The 17,902-nt window shown below is 36.5% G+C and carries 20 protein-coding genes; 9 read left to right on the forward strand and 11 right to left on the reverse strand.

The features are described 5' to 3' along the window. Position 1: 1 nt before the first annotated feature. From AC57AW_RS16990 to tpx, 6 genes are all read right to left on the reverse strand, one after another. Entirely contained in the window at positions 2-835 is an 834-nt protein-coding gene (locus AC57AW_RS16990) for a helix-turn-helix domain-containing protein (protein ID WP_496352818.1), read from the reverse strand. Positions 836-870: 35 nt separating this feature from the next. Continuing rightward, entirely contained in the window at positions 871-1,275 is a 405-nt protein-coding gene (locus AC57AW_RS16995; RefSeq protein ID WP_496352819.1) for a glyoxalase superfamily protein, read from the reverse strand. 11 nt (positions 1,276-1,286) lie between these two features. After that, positions 1,287-1,634, reverse strand: a complete 348-nt coding sequence (locus AC57AW_RS17000; protein ID WP_318845277.1) for a VOC family protein — start codon at positions 1,632-1,634, stop codon at positions 1,287-1,289. Positions 1,635-1,719: 85 nt separating this feature from the next. Next, complete coding sequence (locus AC57AW_RS17005; protein ID WP_318845276.1) at positions 1,720-2,409, reverse strand: alpha/beta hydrolase; 690 nt, start codon at positions 2,407-2,409, stop codon at positions 1,720-1,722. A gap of 67 nt (positions 2,410-2,476) precedes the next feature. After that, a complete protein-coding gene (locus AC57AW_RS17010; RefSeq protein ID WP_496352820.1) occupies positions 2,477-3,049 on the reverse strand; it encodes a Crp/Fnr family transcriptional regulator in 573 nt (190 codons plus the stop codon). An 85-nt stretch (positions 3,050-3,134) separates the two neighbouring features. Next, on the reverse strand, positions 3,135-3,635 hold the full coding sequence (gene tpx, locus AC57AW_RS17015) for a thiol peroxidase (protein WP_318845274.1): 501 nt from the start codon (positions 3,633-3,635) through the stop codon (positions 3,135-3,137). A 168-nt stretch (positions 3,636-3,803) separates the two neighbouring features. Between tpx and AC57AW_RS17020 the strand changes: the two genes are divergently transcribed. Both AC57AW_RS17020 and AC57AW_RS17025 read left to right on the forward strand, forming a co-directional pair. Further along, positions 3,804-6,023 (forward strand): NADP-dependent isocitrate dehydrogenase, encoded by a 2,220-nt coding sequence (locus tag AC57AW_RS17020; RefSeq protein ID WP_496352821.1) that lies wholly within the window; start codon positions 3,804-3,806, stop codon positions 6,021-6,023. A gap of 4 nt (positions 6,024-6,027) precedes the next feature. Next, on the forward strand, positions 6,028-7,314 hold the full coding sequence (locus AC57AW_RS17025) for a hypothetical protein (protein ID WP_496352822.1): 1,287 nt from the start codon (positions 6,028-6,030) through the stop codon (positions 7,312-7,314). 175 nt (positions 7,315-7,489) lie between these two features. Here the strand turns inward: AC57AW_RS17025 and AC57AW_RS17030 are convergent, their stop codons facing one another. Further along, positions 7,490-7,825: a winged helix-turn-helix transcriptional regulator gene (locus AC57AW_RS17030; RefSeq protein WP_496352823.1), complete on the reverse strand. Its 336-nt coding sequence runs from the start codon at positions 7,823-7,825 to the stop codon at positions 7,490-7,492. A gap of 100 nt (positions 7,826-7,925) precedes the next feature. Between AC57AW_RS17030 and AC57AW_RS17035 the strand changes: the two genes are divergently transcribed. The 7 genes from AC57AW_RS17035 to AC57AW_RS17065 all read left to right on the forward strand — a co-directional run bounded on the left by AC57AW_RS17035 (position 7,926) and on the right by AC57AW_RS17065 (position 13,643). Continuing rightward, positions 7,926-8,672 (forward strand): SDR family oxidoreductase, encoded by a 747-nt coding sequence (locus AC57AW_RS17035; RefSeq protein ID WP_496352824.1) that lies wholly within the window; start codon positions 7,926-7,928, stop codon positions 8,670-8,672. 173 nt (positions 8,673-8,845) lie between these two features. Next, the gene (locus tag AC57AW_RS17040; protein ID WP_496352825.1) at positions 8,846-9,826 is read left to right on the forward strand and encodes a heme-binding domain-containing protein; all 981 of its coding nucleotides are present in this window, start codon (positions 8,846-8,848) and stop codon (positions 9,824-9,826) included. Further along, positions 9,823-10,266 (forward strand): hypothetical protein, encoded by a 444-nt coding sequence (locus AC57AW_RS17045; RefSeq protein ID WP_496352826.1) that lies wholly within the window; start codon positions 9,823-9,825, stop codon positions 10,264-10,266. Before AC57AW_RS17040 ends, AC57AW_RS17045 begins: the two co-directional genes overlap by 4 nt. Before the next feature lie 145 nt (positions 10,267-10,411). Then, positions 10,412-11,425, forward strand: a complete 1,014-nt coding sequence (locus tag AC57AW_RS17050) for a sensor histidine kinase (RefSeq protein ID WP_496352827.1) — start codon at positions 10,412-10,414, stop codon at positions 11,423-11,425. Then, positions 11,406-12,170 carry a LytR/AlgR family response regulator transcription factor gene (locus tag AC57AW_RS17055; protein ID WP_496352828.1) on the forward strand — a complete coding sequence of 255 codons (765 nt, stop codon included), beginning with the start codon at positions 11,406-11,408 and terminating at the stop codon, positions 12,168-12,170. Before AC57AW_RS17050 ends, AC57AW_RS17055 begins: the two co-directional genes overlap by 20 nt. Positions 12,171-12,445: 275 nt before the next feature. Then, positions 12,446-13,219: a DUF1223 domain-containing protein gene (locus AC57AW_RS17060; RefSeq protein ID WP_496352829.1), complete on the forward strand. Its 774-nt coding sequence runs from the start codon at positions 12,446-12,448 to the stop codon at positions 13,217-13,219. A 31-nt stretch (positions 13,220-13,250) separates the two neighbouring features. After that, on the forward strand, positions 13,251-13,643 hold the full coding sequence (locus AC57AW_RS17065; protein WP_496352830.1) for a DoxX family protein: 393 nt from the start codon (positions 13,251-13,253) through the stop codon (positions 13,641-13,643). 275 nt (positions 13,644-13,918) lie between these two features. Here AC57AW_RS17065 and AC57AW_RS17070 read toward each other — a convergent pair whose 3' ends face one another. The 4 genes from AC57AW_RS17070 to AC57AW_RS17085 all read right to left on the reverse strand — a co-directional run bounded on the left by AC57AW_RS17070 (position 13,919) and on the right by AC57AW_RS17085 (position 17,582). After that, positions 13,919-14,911 (reverse strand): MBL fold metallo-hydrolase, encoded by a 993-nt coding sequence (locus AC57AW_RS17070; RefSeq protein WP_496352831.1) that lies wholly within the window; start codon positions 14,909-14,911, stop codon positions 13,919-13,921. Positions 14,912-15,006: 95 nt separating this feature from the next. Then, the gene (locus tag AC57AW_RS17075) at positions 15,007-16,008 is read right to left on the reverse strand and encodes an aldo/keto reductase (protein WP_496352832.1); all 1,002 of its coding nucleotides are present in this window, start codon (positions 16,006-16,008) and stop codon (positions 15,007-15,009) included. Between the two features lie 86 nt (positions 16,009-16,094). Further along, a complete protein-coding gene (locus tag AC57AW_RS17080) occupies positions 16,095-17,000 on the reverse strand; it encodes a helix-turn-helix domain-containing protein (protein WP_496352833.1) in 906 nt (301 codons plus the stop codon). Between the two features lie 117 nt (positions 17,001-17,117). Then, positions 17,118-17,582: a hypothetical protein gene (locus AC57AW_RS17085; RefSeq protein WP_318845261.1), complete on the reverse strand. Its 465-nt coding sequence runs from the start codon at positions 17,580-17,582 to the stop codon at positions 17,118-17,120. Positions 17,583-17,902: the final 320 nt, after the last annotated feature.

Consider the following 17,902-nt stretch of genomic DNA (forward strand, 5'->3'; position numbering starts at 1 on the left):
ATCAGGCTTGTACAAATGCGACAAAATCATTGTTTACCATCTGTTTTCTTTTTCTAATTTCGCGGGCAAAAGCGGCAGGTGTTATTCCAGTATATTTTTTAAAGTCTCTGCTTAAATGAGGCTGGTCACTATAACCAAACTCCTGAGCCAGAGCGGCAAGAGAAGTTTCAGGAGAAAGCCATAACCGGTTTCTTATCTGTTCAAAACGCATCACCCCGGATACATCTTTAACGGTATGACCGGAATATTGTTTAAATTTTCTTTCTAATGTGCGAACCGTCATATGAGCAGCATCAGCCACCTGATTGACAGGAATAGTCCCATTCGCTTTTCTCATAGCAGCTCCTGCTTTGAAGAGCAGACTATCAAGGGTAATCTGTGACCGTAATTTCAGAAAGTATTGTTCTACCTGAGATATAGCTTCTTCTATTTTACCTGCAGTAACGAGATCATTTAATACACATTGAAGCTGGGCAACCGGATGTTCAAATGTATGAGCTCCGTTTTCAGTTTTTTCTGATGAAAGCCCCAATAAGTCAAAAACTGCCCATGGAAAACATCTTACACTGATGATTTCCAATTGATTTTGAGCATAAAAAAGAGCGGGCTGATTGAGCAGACCCATGATAAATGGAGAAGGTAAAGACTGTACATTCTCATCCTGGGTAATACTGCATCCGCTGCCGAAATGAAAAATAATTTCAGCATATCCATCTGGAAGCACAGTAAATCCGGACGGTGTTTCTCCATAATCTCTTCTGTTATACCAAAAACATTTTATGGCATCCTGAAGTTCTTCAGAGGGTTCAAATTCCTGGTGTATATTTGAAAGCATGATCCATTAATAATAGTTAAAGTACTTGAAAAGTATTAATCATGTGAATAAAATTCAAGGTCTTTGTGTTTCTCTTCATTATATTCTTCTTCAAATGTAATTTTGTTTCCGAAAGGATCAATTACGGTAAAAGATACAGCGCCATAAAATGTTTTTTCAAGTCCCGGACGGTTGTATTTGTATTTTTTATCAATCAGTTCTTTATGATATTCAGGAACACCTTCCCCCCAGACAGCTACTCTGGTCCCGGGCGTACCGTCACCATGATGTTCACTTAAGTGGAAAATAATATTTTCTCTTTTCACTTCCATATAAACGGGAGTATTTTCATCAAAATAATGTTCCCATACGATCTCAAACCCCAGCCAGTCTACATAGAATTCTTTTGTTTTCTGATAATCGAAGATTCTTAAAATAGGAATTATCCGTTCTGCTTTCATTATAAGATAGTTTATTGGTGAGACAGTATATTGATCAGTTTTTGAAATGGATCTTTAACAAAAAATCTGCGAACTCCCCATTCTTCATTGGTCAGCTCGTAAGTGATTTCAAAGCCTGCATTTTTCATTTTATCATAAATTTCATCTACATTATCTACTTCAATGGAAAGATCGGGAACTTCAGTATCATTTCCTCCCTGTTCAGCAAAACTAATCTGAACTTTTGCCTCTTCATTATTTCCCAGAGTCTTTATCCAGCCATGATCCATCAAAACATTCAGTTCCAGAATTTCCTGATAGAAAAGGTCTGCCTGCGAAAGATCATCCGTTTTAATATTGGCTACGATTCTTTTTACCATTTTGTACTAGTTTTTCATTAAAAAAGCCTTGTGAAATTACATAAAATTTCACAAGGCTAATCAATTATTGTATTGTATGTTGTTTTTAAACAGCCGCTGCTGCTTCTAAGATCAACTGAGTAACTTCTTCCGGATGTGATGCCAATGAAGCGTGTCCTGCATCCAGAGAAATTATTTTTTTAGGTTCAAGACGCTCTGCCATTTCTTTTTCCGTTTCTGCAGGGATCATACGGTCCTGTAACGAGATCTGATACCAACTTGGGCGAATTTTCCATGCAGGTTCTCCCGCTACATCCCCGAAACATTGCCCATGAATAGGTTTTTGTGATAACGACATCACCAATGCTTTTTCATCATCTAAATCCTGACAGAAAGCAGATTTAAATTCATCGTATTTGATCCATAAAAAACCTTTATTATCCGGATAAATACTAGCTCCACCTGGTGATTCACGTCTTCCCAACAGAGAGCCCAGACTGTCTCCTGCATCCGGTGCGAAGGCGGCAATATAAACCAGTCCTGCTACTTTGTCATGGTGTCCCGCTCCTGAAATAACGGCACCTCCATAAGAATGCCCTACTAAAAGCACTTTCCCGTCTTGAGCATCAATAAGATCTTTAGTCTTATTAATATCGTCCTGCAATGAAGTAAGTGGATTCTGAACGCTTCTTACTTTATACCCTGCTTTTGTAAGTGAAGGAATAACGTATTGCCAGTGCGATCCGTCTCCCCATGCTCCGTGTACCAAAATAATGGTTAATTCTTTTTGTTCCATAATGATTGTGTTAAAATTTGATGATGGTAAAGCTAAAGTTTAAAATATCAGTGGACGTTAACTTAAGTTAATTAACAATCCGGCTTCTAATCCGGCTGAGTGACTGCTCTGTTACACCAAGGTAACTGGCAATGTGTTTCTGGGCTACTTTCTGGAAAAGTGCAGGTTGTTTTTTTACAAGATTAAGGTATCTGTTTTCCGGAGAATAGCACAACAGATCATCAATTCTTTTTTTAGCATCCAGATAAATCTTTTCACTCATCACACGCCCGAATTGCTGCCAGTAAGCTTCTTTTTTGTATAAAGCCCGCAGATGGTCTTTACTCAGCAGTAGAATCTCACAGTTTTCCAGAGCCTGGATGTTCATATTGGACACGGTATCGCAAAGTATGCTTTCGTAATCGGTAAAAAATTCATTTTCAAAATAGAACCCAAAATTGATTTCACGACCCTGATCATTGATATAAAAACATCTGATTGTTCCTTTTTTAATAAAGCCAAGGTATTTGCATTTGTCTCCCTGTTTTAGAAAAAAATCAGATTTTAAAAGTACTGTATCATGAAGGAGTGCATAAAATTCTTCAAAATGTTCCGAGTCTACCTGAAAAAGTTCTCCATATTTCTTGTAATTGTCTGACATCATTTGGTGTTTGATTAGGTTTTACATTCAAAAAAAGCCTTGCAAAAATTACATTCACAAGGCTTTTCTACAAAAATTATTTTTATTATTTCAATGCTGCAAGAGCGGCATTGTAATTAGGTTCGTCAGCAATTTCTGAAACCTGCTCAGTATATACTACTTGATTATTTTCGTCTGTAACGATTACTGCGCGGCTCAATAGTCCTTTCAAAGGTGAATCTGCGATTGTCACTTCATAATCATCTCCAAAACTGCTTCTGAAATCTGAAAGTGTTTCTACATTGTTCAATCCTTCAGCTGCACAGAATCTTCCTAAAGCAAACGGAAGGTCTTTTGAAACATTGATGATTACTGTATTGTCAAGTTTTGAAGCCTCTTCATTGAATTTTCTGGAAGAAGCGGCGCAAGTAGGAGTATCAATACTTGGGAAAATATTGAACACTTTTCTCTTTCCTTCAAAAGTTTCAAGTGTTTTCACATTTAATCCTGAATCTACCAATGCAAAATCTTTTACAGTAGTTCCTACAGATGGTAAAGCTCCTATTGTGTGTACTTCGTTTCCTTTTAAAGTGATTGTCGTGGACATAATTTTATTTTTTAGTTTTTCAAATTTAATCAAAAAAGAAAATTTCTACGGTCTTATTAAGGTTAAATTAATCTTAAAGTAAAAAAACTCGATAAAGGATTCATCCCAAAATTTAAATTTTAACTAAATTTGTGGGACTTAAAATTTCAAATAAAAAATAACAGTATAATGTCAGAAAAATCAAAAATCTATTACACTCTTACTGATGAAGCTCCAATGCTGGCTACTCACTCGTTTTTACCTATTGTAAAGGCTTTCACAAAATCAGCAAATATCGAAATCGCAGTACCGGATATTTCTTTGGCAGGAAGAATTTTAGCAAACTTCCCTGAGTTTTTAAAAGATGACCAAAAAATTGGTGATGCTTTATCAGAACTAGGCCAATTGGCTACTCAACCTGACGCTAATATCATTAAGTTACCTAATATTTCTGCTTCTGTACCGCAATTGGATGCAGCTATTGCAGAGCTACAAGGTAAAGGTTTCGCTGTTCCAAACTATCCTGCAGAACCTAAAAATGACGAAGAAAAAGCAATCAAGGCTAAATATGCTAAAGTATTAGGAAGCGCTGTAAACCCTGTGTTAAGAGAAGGAAACTCTGACAGACGTGCTCCAAAAGCTGTTAAAAACTATGCAAAAGCAAACCCTCACAGAATGGGTAACTGGGCATCTGACAGCAAAACTGACGTAGCTCATATGAATAATGGTGATTTCTACGGTACAGAAAATTCTACTACCTTAGAAAATGCTGCAAAATACAGAATTGTATTCAAAGGAAATGATGGTTCAGAATCTGTATTAAAAGATTTCGCAGGTCTTCAGGCAGGTGAAGTTATTGATTCTTCTGTAATGAATTTAAATGCATTAAAAGTATTTGTTCAGGAGGCAATTGAGGAGGCTAAGAAAAGAAACATACTTCTTTCTGCCCACCTTAAAGCTACCATGATGAAAATCTCTGATCCAATCATTTTTGGAGCAATCGTTGAGACTTTCTTCAAAGAAGTATTTACAAAATATGCTGAGACTTTCAAATCTTTAGACATCAATCCAAATAACGGTCTTGCTGATCTTTTCGAAAAAATCAAAGGAAATGCTCAGGAAGCTGACATTAAAGCTGATATTGAAAAAGCTCTTGCTGAAGGACCAAGAGTAGCCATGGTAAATTCTGACAAAGGAATTACTAACTTCCACGTACCTTCTGATATCATCGTTGATGCATCTATGGCTGCTCTTGTAAGAGGCGGAGGTAAAATGTGGAACAAAGAAGGAAACGAAGAAGATACCGTTTGTATCATTCCAGACCGTTCTTACGCTGGTTTCTATCAGTCTGTAATTGATGATATGAAAGCGCACGGGAAATTAGACCCTACCACAATGGGATCTGTTCCAAACGTAGGTTTAATGGCTCAGAAAGCTGAAGAATATGGTTCTCATGATAAAACGTTCCAATTGTCTGCTGAAGGAACTGTAGAAGTACAGGATGAAGCTGGAAACGTTCTTCTTTCTCAGAAAGTAGAAAAAGATGATATCTTCAGAATGTGTCAGACTAAAGATGCTCCTATTCAGGACTGGGTAAAATTAGCAGTAAACAGATCAAGATTATCTGATACTCCGGCTATTTTCTGGCTAGACAAAGGAAGAGCTCATGACAGAGAAATCATCAAAAAAGTAGAAAAATATCTTGCTGACCACGATACAACAGGTCTTGACATCAGAATTCTTGATGTAAAAGATGCGATGACTGAAACGCTTAAGAGAGCAAGAGAAGGTAAAGATACGATCTCTGTTTCAGGAAACGTATTGAGAGATTACTTAACGGATCTTTTCCCAATTCTTGAACTTGGAACTTCTGCAAAAATGCTTTCTATTGTTCCATTGATGAATGGTGGCGGTTTATTTGAAACTGGTGCCGGAGGTTCTGCTCCTAAACATATTGAGCAGTTCTTAGAAGAAGGATACTTAAGATGGGATTCTCTAGGTGAATTCTTAGCACTTCAGGCTTCTTTAGAGCACTTGGCACAGACTCAGGGAAATACAAAATCTCAGGTGTTAGCTGATGCATTGGATGAAGCTAACGCTAAATTCTTAGCTACAGATAAATCTCCTGCAAGAAAAATAGGTCAGATTGACAACAGAGGTTCTCACTTCTATTTAGCAATGTACTGGGCTGAAGCATTAGCTAACCAGACTGCTGATGCTGAATTGGCTAAACAATTTGCTCCAGTTGCACAGGCAATGCAGGAAAATGAAGAAGTAATCAATGCAGAATTAATTGGTGCTCAGGGTAGACCTCAAAATATTGAAGGATACTACAAAGCTGATACTTATAAAACGTATGCAGCCATGAGACCTAGTACTGTTTTAAATGAAATCATTGACGGAATTTAAGAATATGAATATCAAAAATTTTGGATTTTTATCTTTATTGGTAACCCTTATTATTTCATGTTCAAGCGATTCTGATGAAATCATCACGCCTCCACCAACAACACCAGAAGAAAAAATAGTTCTGAAAGAAGTTGTAGTGGTTGATGAAAACACATTAAAACTCGAATGGACGACAACGGGTAAGAATCAATATCAAAGTTTTCAATTTTCAAGAAGAACTTCTGAAAATGGAACTCCCGAATCTTTGAATCAGGAGAGTGGAAGTACATTTGTAAAAGTTGATAACAATATCCCATATACTCCTTATCTGGATTATCAAATTATTGGATATTCCAATAATGGGCAAAATCTAAAGAGTAATGTTGTTACATATAAAAGGCCGGATATTAAATTGCTTAATATCCGACCGACGGATGCCTTATTTGATTCGGACAATGGAAGTATGTTCATATTTGGAGCCAATGGAAACATTATGAAATATGACGTGATCTCTGGTTCTATTATAAAGGAAATTTCTACAGGAGCAACTTTAGGATATCCTTTTCTTGGTACTTTTTCAGGACAAAAGGAGCTATATGTACCTAGAAATGACGGTTGGGTATACATTTACAACACAAGTGACTTAACACTTAAGGACCAAATTAACTTTGGAAGTAATGTTACAAGTGTGGTATTAGCTGATAATAAATTGTATGGAACAACAGGAGATATTTCAAATATTTCTTTGAAATGTATAGACAGAGCTACTAAACAATTAATATCAACAAATGGAAGCTATCAGTTTGGAAGAATAAAGAAGGTGCCGAATACTAATTCAAGTTTCTTTTTTATTACAACAAATGTAAGCCCGACTAATCTGCTTCGCTTCAACTATAATTTAGATGGTACATTTATAAATAGATTTGAAGATAATTATCATGGTGACCACCCTTTAAATGCTAAAATATTTGAGGCTTTACCCGGAGGAAATGGATTCTTAACCTCCATGGAAGGTGCTATGTATAACAGTAATTTAGTTTTTACAGGAAACCTACCGAGAGGAAACTCAGTATTGACAAGTTTCGATTTTGATGCCAGCAATATCATTGCTGGAACTGATAAAAAAAGTATTGAACTTTACAATCTGAGCAGTTATGCAAAAGTAAATTCAATCAATACTCAAAGATATCCATTTAAAGTATTTAATTATGGAAACAAGATTGTTTCTCTGAGTTCAACAAATTCTTTTATTATTAACGATTACTATACGGACCCACCCGCCAATGTAATAATTGAAATAATCAACAAATAAATAAAAAGCCTTTCTTTATATGAAAGGCTTTTTTAATACAGATCCAACACCCCGTCAAAAATTCAAAGAATTTTTGAGCCCCCTCCAAAGGAGGGGAATTGAGCACATATTCATTAGTCAAGGTTAACGCATCCCTAATTCCTAATCCCTGCAACCTATCACCTGCCCCTCTTACCTATCTATCCTCCACAATCACTCTCCTGTGCTCCCTGCCCCAGTTAATCATTTCCATAATGATGTTTCCAAAAGTCCGGCAGTATTCTGTGGGTTCATATTCTATTAAAACAGGAGTCTCCGGATAAACGTTCCGTTTTAACAGTTTGTTCAGTTCCATATCTTTCAGTTCTTTTGAAAGCATTCTGGTTGTAATTCCGGGAATACTCCGTTCAATTTCCCTGAAGCGTTTGTTCCCATTACAAAGCGAATTGATCACAGGAATTCTCCATTTTCCTCCGATAAAATAAAGGGTATCCTGTAAGGCTCTAAGTTCTTCGTTTTGATCTCTTTCCATAATTGCAAAGTTAAGTGATATCATGAATGATACTGGTATACTCTGTAATACTGGTAACAAAAGTATACCATTTTGAAATAACTTTGTCAAAAATTTTACAATGAAAAAATTCAGTAACAAACTGGCTATCGTGACAGGAGGAAACAGCGGAATCGGATTCGCTGCAGCAAAAGAACTTATTTCAGAAGGTGCAACGGTCATTATCACTGGCAGACGAAAAGAAGCTGTAGAAAAAGCGGCTCAGGAGCTTGGTGCTATCCCATTCATCGCAGACCAGGCAAATCTTAGTGATATTGATCTTTTAAAAGAAAAAGTAGAAAAACAATTCGGAAAAGTGGATATCCTGTTTATCAATGCAGGAATTACAGGAAGCCTGACTTCTATTGAAAATATGGATGTAGAAAATTTTGATCAGGTGATGAATATTAATTTCAGGGGAGCTTATTTTACGCTAAGTAAATTCACTCCTCTATTGAACGATGGAGCTTCTGTTATCTTTTTATCTTCAATAGTGGCTTCTACTTATAAACCCAACAGTTCAGTTTATCAGGCGAGCAAAGCTGCATTGAACTCTATTGCGAAAACGGCTGCTGCAGAACTAGCACCAAGAAAAATCAGAGTGAATATGATAAGCCCTGGCCCTATAAAAACTGAAATTATGAGCAAAGCCGGCCTTGATGAAGAAACTTTGAAAAATATTACCCATCAACTTGTAGATCAGATTCCGCTGAAAAAAATGGGAGAAGCTGAAGAAGTCGCCAAACTGATTACTTATTTATCAGATGAGCAACTTTCAGGTTTCATCACAGGCACTGAAATTGTGATAGATGGCGGTATTACTTTATAAATTAAAAGATTTCAGCAAATCCCGGTAACAGAAATTATCGTGATTTTTTATGTCTGTTTTCGGGGCTCAAAATTCCGGATTCACCTTTTGATTTGTCCGGCTCGGCCTGTTTTCCGTTTCACAGCACAGGCTATCCGTCTACTTTTGATCCAGAAAATAAAACAATACTCATTATGGATACCGTAAAGAAAAAAAGAAACTCCATTGCTATAGTATTTCTGGCTATATTAGGAATCTTCGGAGGATTGCAGCTATTCAGCAGACCATTGGAAGGAAAACCGGTTACAGGAAAGATTGAAGCACCAAGGGAAGTCATCAGTATTCTTGAAAACTCATGTTTCAACTGTCATTCCAACCAGCAAAATCTAAGCTGGTATGATAAAATTGCTCCTGTTTCCTGGGCTGTGAATAAAGACATTAAGAGAGCCCGAGAAGTCCTGAATTTCTCAGAGTGGGAAAAATATTCTCCAGCTGACCATCAGGGAAAAATGTATGCTATTCTCAATATGATGCAGAGCGGGAAAATGCCTCTTCATGAATATACGCTTCTTCATCCGTCTGCCAAGATTACAGAAAAGGATATTGAAACCATTAAAAAATATACCCTTTCATTATCTTCAGTAAATCCCGCAGCACAACATAAAAATGAACCTCATCCGGCTTCCAGTACATCTGTTGCAACTCCAGCAAATTTTCCGGTTTCGCCCAATGGAGTTCAGTATACTCCAGATTTTAAAAACTGGAAAGTCATCAGTATGAGTACTCTTTTTGACAATTCCATCCGTGTTATTTATGGAAATGATATTGCGGTAAAAGCGGTGGAAACAGAAAACTTTCATCCATGGCCAGACGGAAGTATTGTGGTGAAATCTGTATGGAAACAACAGGAATTACCTGACGGAGAGATCAGACCCGGAAAATTTATCAATGCTCAGTTTATGGTAAAAGATTCCAAGCAATATCAAGATACTGAAGGCTGGGGATTTGCAAAATTCTCCGGAGATGACCTTCACCCTACCGGAAAAACGGCATCATTTGCCAAAGAATCATGCATTGCCTGCCATAGACAATTAGCAGAGAAAACAGGCTATCTTTTTGATGTTCCCATGAAAGTAAATACCCAAAGATTAATTCAAAATCTACAGAAAAAATGAAAAATACAATACTGATCTTACTGGTAAGCCTTGTTGCTCTTACCGCCTGCAGCAAAGAAAATAATGAGAAAGATAATGGACTTTCAAGGGTTGTTTTTGACCCGGGACCTTTAAAATTCATCTCCAATTCTTTGAATCCTAAGAAAGAAACAATGTCCGCTTTATACGGAAATGAAAAAGCTTTAGAATCTTTATCAAAGGAAAACCAAACACCGGAAGCTGGTTCAATGATGAAACTGGTTACCTGGAAATACCATGACAATCCTCAATATATAGGTGGAACAATCACCGGAGAATTGGTAAGTATAGAAACAGTTCAGGCCGATCAGCTGGGAAATATTTCTTATGATGTTAAAAATGACCTTGGAAAGACCATTTCTCCCAACAAAGAAGAAAGAATACAATATTTTATGAGTTACCGCCCTGTCAGCAGACCGTAAAAGGCAAACTCAGGATTCCTTTTTGTAACTATTCAATCTCAAAAAACCAATAAATACGGAATGAAAATAAAACTCCCGTTTCACTATTTATCATAATATTTTCAATAAAAAGCATTAATTTAACTTTTTCAAATCAGCAGATTTCATGCAACAGCAAAAAATAAAAATTTCACAAGCCATTATCTGGATAAGCTCCATTTTTCTGGGTATTTTATCTTCCGTACCTCAGCTTGCTTCTCATGAATTCAACTGGAAAGAAGCGATAGTCAACTCAGCCATTACAGCTGCATTTTCTGTCATCATGTGGTATGTCAACATTTATATTCTGAACCGTACCGCAAAACGAAGACAGCATATCTCCTACTCACGGTTGATGGTGGTACTGGCTTTCGGGATGGTGATTATGTTTGGACTCGCCTGGATTCAACAGCTTATTTTATCCCATATCAATTTCGGACCGGTTATGCTAATGATTGAAGTACGAGGAATCTTAATCAATCTGGTGTGCTATATGTTCCTGAATTTGCTTCAGAATAATTATACAGGCCAGCAGATACAACTTGAACTGGAGAAGGTAAAAAGTGACAATTTAGGAGCGCAGTATGAATTATTGAAACAACAGATCAACCCACATTTTCTTTTTAACAGTCTGAATACGTTAAAATTAATGGCGGAAACGCATGACGAAGAAACGGTTGATTTCATTGTGAAACTTTCTGATTTTTATCGGTTTACACTCGAAAGCAGAAAACTGGATCTGATCAGTGTTCAGGAAGAAATGAAAATAGTAGACGCTTATCTTTTTCTTCAGAAAGCACGTTTTGGTGAAGGAATTAAATTCACCAACGAGCTTGGAAAAGAAACAGGCCAAACCCTTATTCCTCCTTTTACCCTTCAACTTTTGGTAGAGAACTGCATCAAGCACAATATTGTTTCGCAAAGTAAGCCTTTACACATTAAAATATACACCACTGATGCTCAAATTGTGATTGAAAATGCAATACAGCGAAAGATGAACACTGAAGATTCCTTGGGAGTTGGACTTGACAATATCAAAATGCGTTACAAACACTTGCTGGAAAAGGAAATTACTATTAATTCAGACGAAAAAAACTTTCAAATAAAACTACCATTAATCCATGAATATCATCATTATTGAAGACGAATTCAGGGCTGCAAAATCCCTTCAGAATTTAATTTCAGATTTAAAACCAGACTCAAAGATACTGGGTGTTTATGACAGTATTGAAACAAGTATTGAAGGCTTGAAGGATGTGAAACCAGATCTTATTTTTATGGATATCCAGCTTTCGGACGGGCTTTCATTTGAGATTTTTAAATCGGTGGACATTACCTGTCCTGTTGTTTTCTGTACGGCCTTTGATCAGTATATGCTGGATGCTTTTAAGAGCAAAGGCGTTGATTATGTTTTAAAACCGTTTTCCAAAGAAGATATTGCTGAAGCTCTGAGAAAGGTTGATGAACTGAAAAAATTCTTTCAGAAGAATGATCTTCCTGATCTGGAGTTGCTGATACAAAAAATCAATCAGCCTGCTCCTACTGGCAAGAGTAGTTTTCTGGTTTTTAAAAATCAAAAATACACTACAGTTCTTACGGAAGACATTGCTTATTTTTATATCCATAATGAAATAACCCATCTTGTAACATTTGGAAAAGAGCAATTTCCTCTTACTCAGCCTTTGGGACAGGTTGCTGAACAGGTCTCTGATAAGCAATTCTTCAGGGTTAACAGGCAATATCTGGTGAACTTCAAAGCCATTAAGGAGATGGAACATTATTTTCAGCGCAAAATATTGGTGAAACTTACTGTAGAAACTCCGGAAAAACTTCTTATTAACAAAGAGAAGACCCATAGCTTTTTTACATGGCTGGAAGATAGATAGGAAGAAAGCTTGAAGTACCTGAAGCCATTCTAATATCTAGAACTTTTTAAATAAAAAACCCTGATTGTGATGATCAGGGTTCTTTATTTGATTTTGCCTGAGCACATCATTATTCTCCAAAACCTTGAGATCTTCCGGGCTCCAGCTTATTTCTTCACTTCTTAAAAACATTACCCCGGTCAATTTCCAGATTCACCTTTTGATTTGTCCGGTTGAACCATTTTTGTATTCTTTCACCTTTCCAGAGTATCTACTTTTGAATCAAATTAAAAGACATGATACTAAAAAACTTAATCACAGTAAGCGCTTTCACCGCATTATTATTTGCTACTTCAGCATTTATTCATCAAGATAAAGTACAAAAGACGGCACAAAATACAACCACGGAAAACGGTTTTGCCGTTTTGGAACTTTTCACTTCAGAAGGCTGCTCCAGCTGTCCTCCGGCAGATGAATTAATGGGCAAAATCGGGAAAGAATATAAGGACGAACCGGTTTATCTACTCTCCTACCACGTTGATTACTGGAATCGCCTTGGGTGGAAAGACCGGTTCAGTACTGCTGAGAACTCACAGCGCCAACAGCAATACAGCCGTATTTTGAATTCACAGGTTTATACCCCTCAATTGGTTGTCAATGGAAAAACGGAATTTGTAGGGTCTGATGAACATTCTATCAAAAATGCAATCCAGGAAACCTTGTTTAATTCTAAAAAAACAAATGTAGAACTCTCTGCAAATGTTTCTCAGAAGGAGATCAATGTACAATATAAAACTTCTACCACTGATCCTAAGAATATGCTTCTCATTAATCTGGTTGAAAGACATTCTTCCACTCAGGTAGGAAAAGGTGAAAATGAAGGCCGTCATCTGCATCACTGGCAGATTGTTCACAAACAAAATCAGATCTCACTGAATAAGCAACAGGAAGGAACAACAACATTTAAACTTCCGGATGATTTTTCTCCTGAAAACTGGGAAGTCATAGCTTTTATTCAAAACGCAAAAACAGGAGAAATATCTGGATCATCAAAAACAGCTTTCAAATAACTTTTAAATAATAACTAAAAATAATACTACAATGAAAACAAAAACAACAAAAATCATCTATTGGACAGGAGCAATTTTTATGTCATTATGGTTCGGGGCCAGCGGTTTCTTTGAACTCACAAAAAACCCGCTTGTATGGGACATTACACAGCAGCTTGGCTATCCACCTCATTTCATTTACATACTGGGTGTTTTTAAAATTTCAGGAGCTCTCGTTCTTCTCCTTCCCAACAGGTTACTGAGGTTGAAAGAATGGGTATTTGCAGGAATGTTTTTCGATATCCTTTTTGCTTTCTTTTCAAAAATCGCGGTATTGGGTTTTTCATCTACAACAGACGCAATAGTTGCTTTCTCTGTACTTACGATAACTTATCTGATATTCAGAAAGCTGTATTCTACCGAACTGATATTTGAAGAAGCTTAATGATTATAAACTCTAATTTTTTCTTATGTATAAAAAACAGATCCTCTCGTTGCCCGGGAGGATTTGTTGCATACATTGATGATTAATAAGTTTTGGCTAAATCAGGATAATAGATTCTGATCTTGAAAAACCACCCGGCAAAAATTCTTTGAATTTTTGCCACCCCTCCGAAGGAGGGGAATGCTAAGCACCTTATTACTATTGGTTATTGTTTTCAATTTCTATTTGTCACCCCTAATCCCTGCACCTATTACCTATTACCTATTACCTGCCACCTAATTCATAAAACTTTCCGGGAACCATTCAAATGCTCCGGATTTTGTTTTTGTAAAGCCAAGGCCAGGCCATGGCAAATGATAAGCAAATGCTCTGGCTTTGGTATCAGCCAGCTGTTGAAGAAGTTTTTTTCTTGAATCGGTTGCAATATCCAGATCGGTATCACCGAAGTAACCCCATTCAGGATGTTGGAAAAGAATTACATCGGAATGAATCAAATCTGCAATGTAGATCAGCTTTTCATTTCCTGAAGAAATAGTTGTCACCGTTAAACCGGGAGTATGACCGGGAGCCAGCTGAAAACCGAAATTGTCATAGAGTGGATTATTAAGATCATAAAACTTAAGTTTCGACTGAATGGTTTTTAGAATATTTTGAACAGCAGGAATAATCTGATTGAGTAATTCAGGCTGCTTTTTCAAACCACTGTTATTAAAATCTTTAATAGTAGCATTCATCCAAAAGTCATGTTCAGTTTCTGAAATGAAAATATTGGCGTTCGGAAAAACCAGATTCTGTTTTTTATCAACAACACCGCCAATATGATCAGGATGTGCATGAGAGATAAAAACATCCGTAATATCTTTTGGTGAAAAGCCTGCTTTTTGGAGACTTTTTAATAAGAATCCGGTTCTTTCATCAGCAAAAATGCCCATTCCGGTATCTAACAGGATGAGTTTATTCTTTGTTTTCACCAATAGAATATTCATGGCCATATCAATATAATTCTCCGGTCTGAAATTATTCTTAAGAATTGATTTCAGCTCAGAAACAGTTCCTCTGGGAGCAAATGCATTGAGATTTTCTTCATGAATATAGCCGTCTGTAAGAACAAAAAGTTCCAGTTCTCCAAGCTTCAGCTTTTTAAAACCGGAAAGATCATCACCTGGTTGTTCAGTGATTTTTGGACTCTCTGCCAGTACATTGGAAAAAGGAATCATGCTTAATGTTCCTGCCAATAAACCATTCTTTAATAGTTCTCTTCTGTTCATAATTTAGTTTTTTTCATATTATCTATTCCTTGGTGAGAATAATAACAAAAAACTGAGCTCCCATCATAGCAGGAACTCAGTTTTTATAATAGTCTTTAGTTGTTCACCAGTTTCATTGAGCCTTCGGTGTATCTTTCCCCTACATTCGGGTATTTTTTCAGAATGGCATCAATGGTATCTAGATCTGATTGGGATAGATCTATATTGACAGCTGCAATATTTTCTTCCAGATATTTAATTCGTTTGGTACCCGGAATCGGGATGATGTCATCTCCCTGATTCAATACCCAGGCCAGAGCAAGCTGGGTTCCTTTTACGCCTTTGGAAGCTGCAAATTCATTAATCTCGTTGGCCAGCTTGGTATTATTTTCAAGGTATTCCTGCTGATAACGCGGCAGTGATTTTCTGAAGTCATCATCACCAAGGTTCTGTACATCATAAATATTGGTAAAAAGACCTCTTGCCAACGGTGAATATGGTACTAAAGAAATCCCCAGTTCTCTGATGGTTGGTAAAATTTCTTTTTCAATATCTTTCGTAAGGATAGAATATTCTGACTGTAAAGCTGCGATTGGGTGAATTTTATTAGCTTTTCTGATAGACTCAGTTGAAGCTTCAGATAATCCGATATATTTCACTTTTCCTGCTTTTACCAACTCTGCCATTGCTCCTACTGTTTCCTCTACCGGAATATTAGGATCCACTCTGTGAGCATAATACAGATCAATAGTATCTATTTTTAATCTTTGAAGACTTAGATCTACTGCCTTTCTGATCCATTCAGGAGAACCGTCAAAATAAGTTCCCGGAGCTCCGCTGTGGCTTGCCTTATCGTCTTTAAACCTGAATCCGAATTTGGTTGCGATAAAAATCTTGTCCCTGTTCGGAACTAAAACCTTAGAGATTAGTTTTTCGTTTTCTCCGTTGGCATACATATCTGCAGTATCCCAAAAATTAACGCCTAAATCTAATGCTCTGTGTAAAGTATTGATACTTTCCTGTTCATCTGCCGGGCCATAAGCAAAGCTCATTCCCATACATCCTAAGCCGATTGCTGATAACTGTTCGTCTGTGTTTCCTAATTTTTTAAATTTCATGATAAGTATGATTTAATTTTATAAGACAAAATTAGAACATGAAAAGGCCAATTCCGATATAGAATTCAAACTAAGAATTATAAAATTCAAACAATGTCCATTCTTAGGGCATTAGGAGTAATTCCGGTTTGTTTTTTAAAGTAATTGGTAAAATAAGCGGGTTCTTCGAAGCCCAGTCCGTAAGCGATTTCAGCTACATTCCAGTCTGTATGCTTCAGCAAAGCATTGGCTTCCTGAATAATTCTTCCTGTAATCTGCTGGCTGGTGGTTTTTCCAGTGATCTCTTTTACAGAACGGTTTAGAGAATTCACATGGATGGAAAGGCTCTGAGCGTAATCATTGGGTGTTTTTAATTTTAAAAAGGCTTCGGGGCTGTCAATGGGAAATTGTCTTTCCAGAAGTTCCATAAATAAGGAAGCAACCCTTTGTGAAGCATTCTGATAAGGTTCAAAACTTTCTGCCGGCTGCATTCTCATGGTTTCATGAATCATCAGGTGAAGGTAAGCTCTCAGCATATCATATTTGTGAATATAATCCGACTGAATCTCCGTCATCATCTTCGTATAAATATCAGAAAGTATCTGCTGCTGCTCATCATCCACAAAGAAAACCGGAGTTCCTCCAATCTTGAAAAGCGGAGAATCCTGAAGATTTCCCATACGGCTTCCATTATGCAAAAACTGATCGGTAAACAGACAAAACCAGCCTTTCTGGTCTTCATCATCGGCCTCCCAGGAATAAGGAATAATGGGGTTTGAAAATAGTAATGCCGGACGATCTACTTTAATCCATTTATCAGCATAATGGAGTTTTCCTTTTCCTATGATCAGTGAAATCTTATAATAATCTCTCCTGCTGTAGGGAGTCAACGGAGAACAATATTCCCTTGAAAAAACATTGAAGTGCCCCATTCTGTTAACCCCAAGACAGTGTGATGCCAGATTGAGAGCATTCCTTTCATAAAAACCTTTGACTGATTCGTGTGATTCCATAGATCAAAATTATAAAATTCAAACAAATTAATTAAAAAAAATAATCCTGATTAAAAAAAATAAAATGACTAACAAAGATGCCAGCCATTTAAAAGTGAATATACCGTTGATAATAGTTTAATCCCAATCATCATCATGACCATGACCACGGCCGTGATGTTTAGACTGTTTTTTATAGTATTTTTCCTGGTTTTTATAATATTTCTCCTGTTGTTTACGGTATTTTTTATAATCATTCTTATTTCTGCCATAAACAATCACAGGATTTTGACCTCTATAATATCTCTTTTTAAAGACAATATACTTTTCTCTACCCATGATTCTTTCCAGCTCAGAATATCGGTCGTTTCTCCATCTTCCCGGCTCTACTACATATACCCTGTTCCAATTATCATAATCACGATATCGGTCATTTAATACGTAGATCTGATTTGCCTGTGTTGTAGAAAGCACCAGATCAGCAACAACTCTTTGCCAGTTAACATCCGAAATACTCCTTCTGTAATCATTATAATAATCTGACTGGGCATAACTCAAACTGAATGTCCCAACCAAAAATGCTGTTAATAGTAACTTTTTCATTTCGTTCCCCTTTAAAAAATTAAACATGATGACACACTCAATTAAAGTGCCAAGTTTTAATTGCAAATACTAATATTTGTTAAGAAAAATCATAAACAACTGATTATCTTTGAAATATTTTCTACATTTTCATGAAATTATTACATGTTAATCATCTTGAAATTACAATCAGAATACGATTAATTTCATTAAACAAAAATTTTCAATAAGCAAATGAAAATCAGTAAATTGGAGTTGAATTTGGGATTTTAAAAAGTAAATATTTAAGTTTTGACGAAAGCCAATGGATGGATACTTTATTGTCAGAAGGGGCAAACCCC

The sequence above is a fragment of the Chryseobacterium sp. BGA-UO-ETr-SB22 genome (assembly GCF_059567885.1).

Coding starts and splice junctions, on each gene's coding strand:
- AC57AW_RS16990 (WP_496352818.1), bottom strand. CDS start 835: ATGCTTTCAAATATACACCAGGAATTTGAACCCTCTGAAGAACTTCAG.
- AC57AW_RS16995 (WP_496352819.1), bottom strand. CDS start 1,275: ATGAAAGCAGAACGGATAATTCCTATTTTAAGAATCTTCGATTATCAG.
- AC57AW_RS17000 (WP_318845277.1), bottom strand. CDS start 1,634: ATGGTAAAAAGAATCGTAGCCAATATTAAAACGGATGATCTTTCGCAG.
- AC57AW_RS17005 (WP_318845276.1), bottom strand. CDS start 2,409: ATGGAACAAAAAGAATTAACCATTATTTTGGTACACGGAGCATGGGGA.
- AC57AW_RS17010 (WP_496352820.1), bottom strand. CDS start 3,049: ATGTCAGACAATTACAAGAAATATGGAGAACTTTTTCAGGTAGACTCG.
- tpx (WP_318845274.1), bottom strand. CDS start 3,635: ATGTCCACGACAATCACTTTAAAAGGAAACGAAGTACACACAATAGGA.
- AC57AW_RS17020 (WP_496352821.1), top strand. CDS start 3,804: ATGTCAGAAAAATCAAAAATCTATTACACTCTTACTGATGAAGCTCCA.
- AC57AW_RS17025 (WP_496352822.1), top strand. CDS start 6,028: ATGAATATCAAAAATTTTGGATTTTTATCTTTATTGGTAACCCTTATT.
- AC57AW_RS17030 (WP_496352823.1), bottom strand. CDS start 7,825: ATGGAAAGAGATCAAAACGAAGAACTTAGAGCCTTACAGGATACCCTT.
- AC57AW_RS17035 (WP_496352824.1), top strand. CDS start 7,926: ATGAAAAAATTCAGTAACAAACTGGCTATCGTGACAGGAGGAAACAGC.
- AC57AW_RS17040 (WP_496352825.1), top strand. CDS start 8,846: ATGGATACCGTAAAGAAAAAAAGAAACTCCATTGCTATAGTATTTCTG.
- AC57AW_RS17045 (WP_496352826.1), top strand. CDS start 9,823: ATGAAAAATACAATACTGATCTTACTGGTAAGCCTTGTTGCTCTTACC.
- AC57AW_RS17050 (WP_496352827.1), top strand. CDS start 10,412: ATGCAACAGCAAAAAATAAAAATTTCACAAGCCATTATCTGGATAAGC.
- AC57AW_RS17055 (WP_496352828.1), top strand. CDS start 11,406: ATGAATATCATCATTATTGAAGACGAATTCAGGGCTGCAAAATCCCTT.
- AC57AW_RS17060 (WP_496352829.1), top strand. CDS start 12,446: ATGATACTAAAAAACTTAATCACAGTAAGCGCTTTCACCGCATTATTA.
- AC57AW_RS17065 (WP_496352830.1), top strand. CDS start 13,251: ATGAAAACAAAAACAACAAAAATCATCTATTGGACAGGAGCAATTTTT.
- AC57AW_RS17070 (WP_496352831.1), bottom strand. CDS start 14,911: ATGAACAGAAGAGAACTATTAAAGAATGGTTTATTGGCAGGAACATTA.
- AC57AW_RS17075 (WP_496352832.1), bottom strand. CDS start 16,008: ATGAAATTTAAAAAATTAGGAAACACAGACGAACAGTTATCAGCAATC.
- AC57AW_RS17080 (WP_496352833.1), bottom strand. CDS start 17,000: ATGGAATCACACGAATCAGTCAAAGGTTTTTATGAAAGGAATGCTCTC.
- AC57AW_RS17085 (WP_318845261.1), bottom strand. CDS start 17,582: ATGAAAAAGTTACTATTAACAGCATTTTTGGTTGGGACATTCAGTTTG.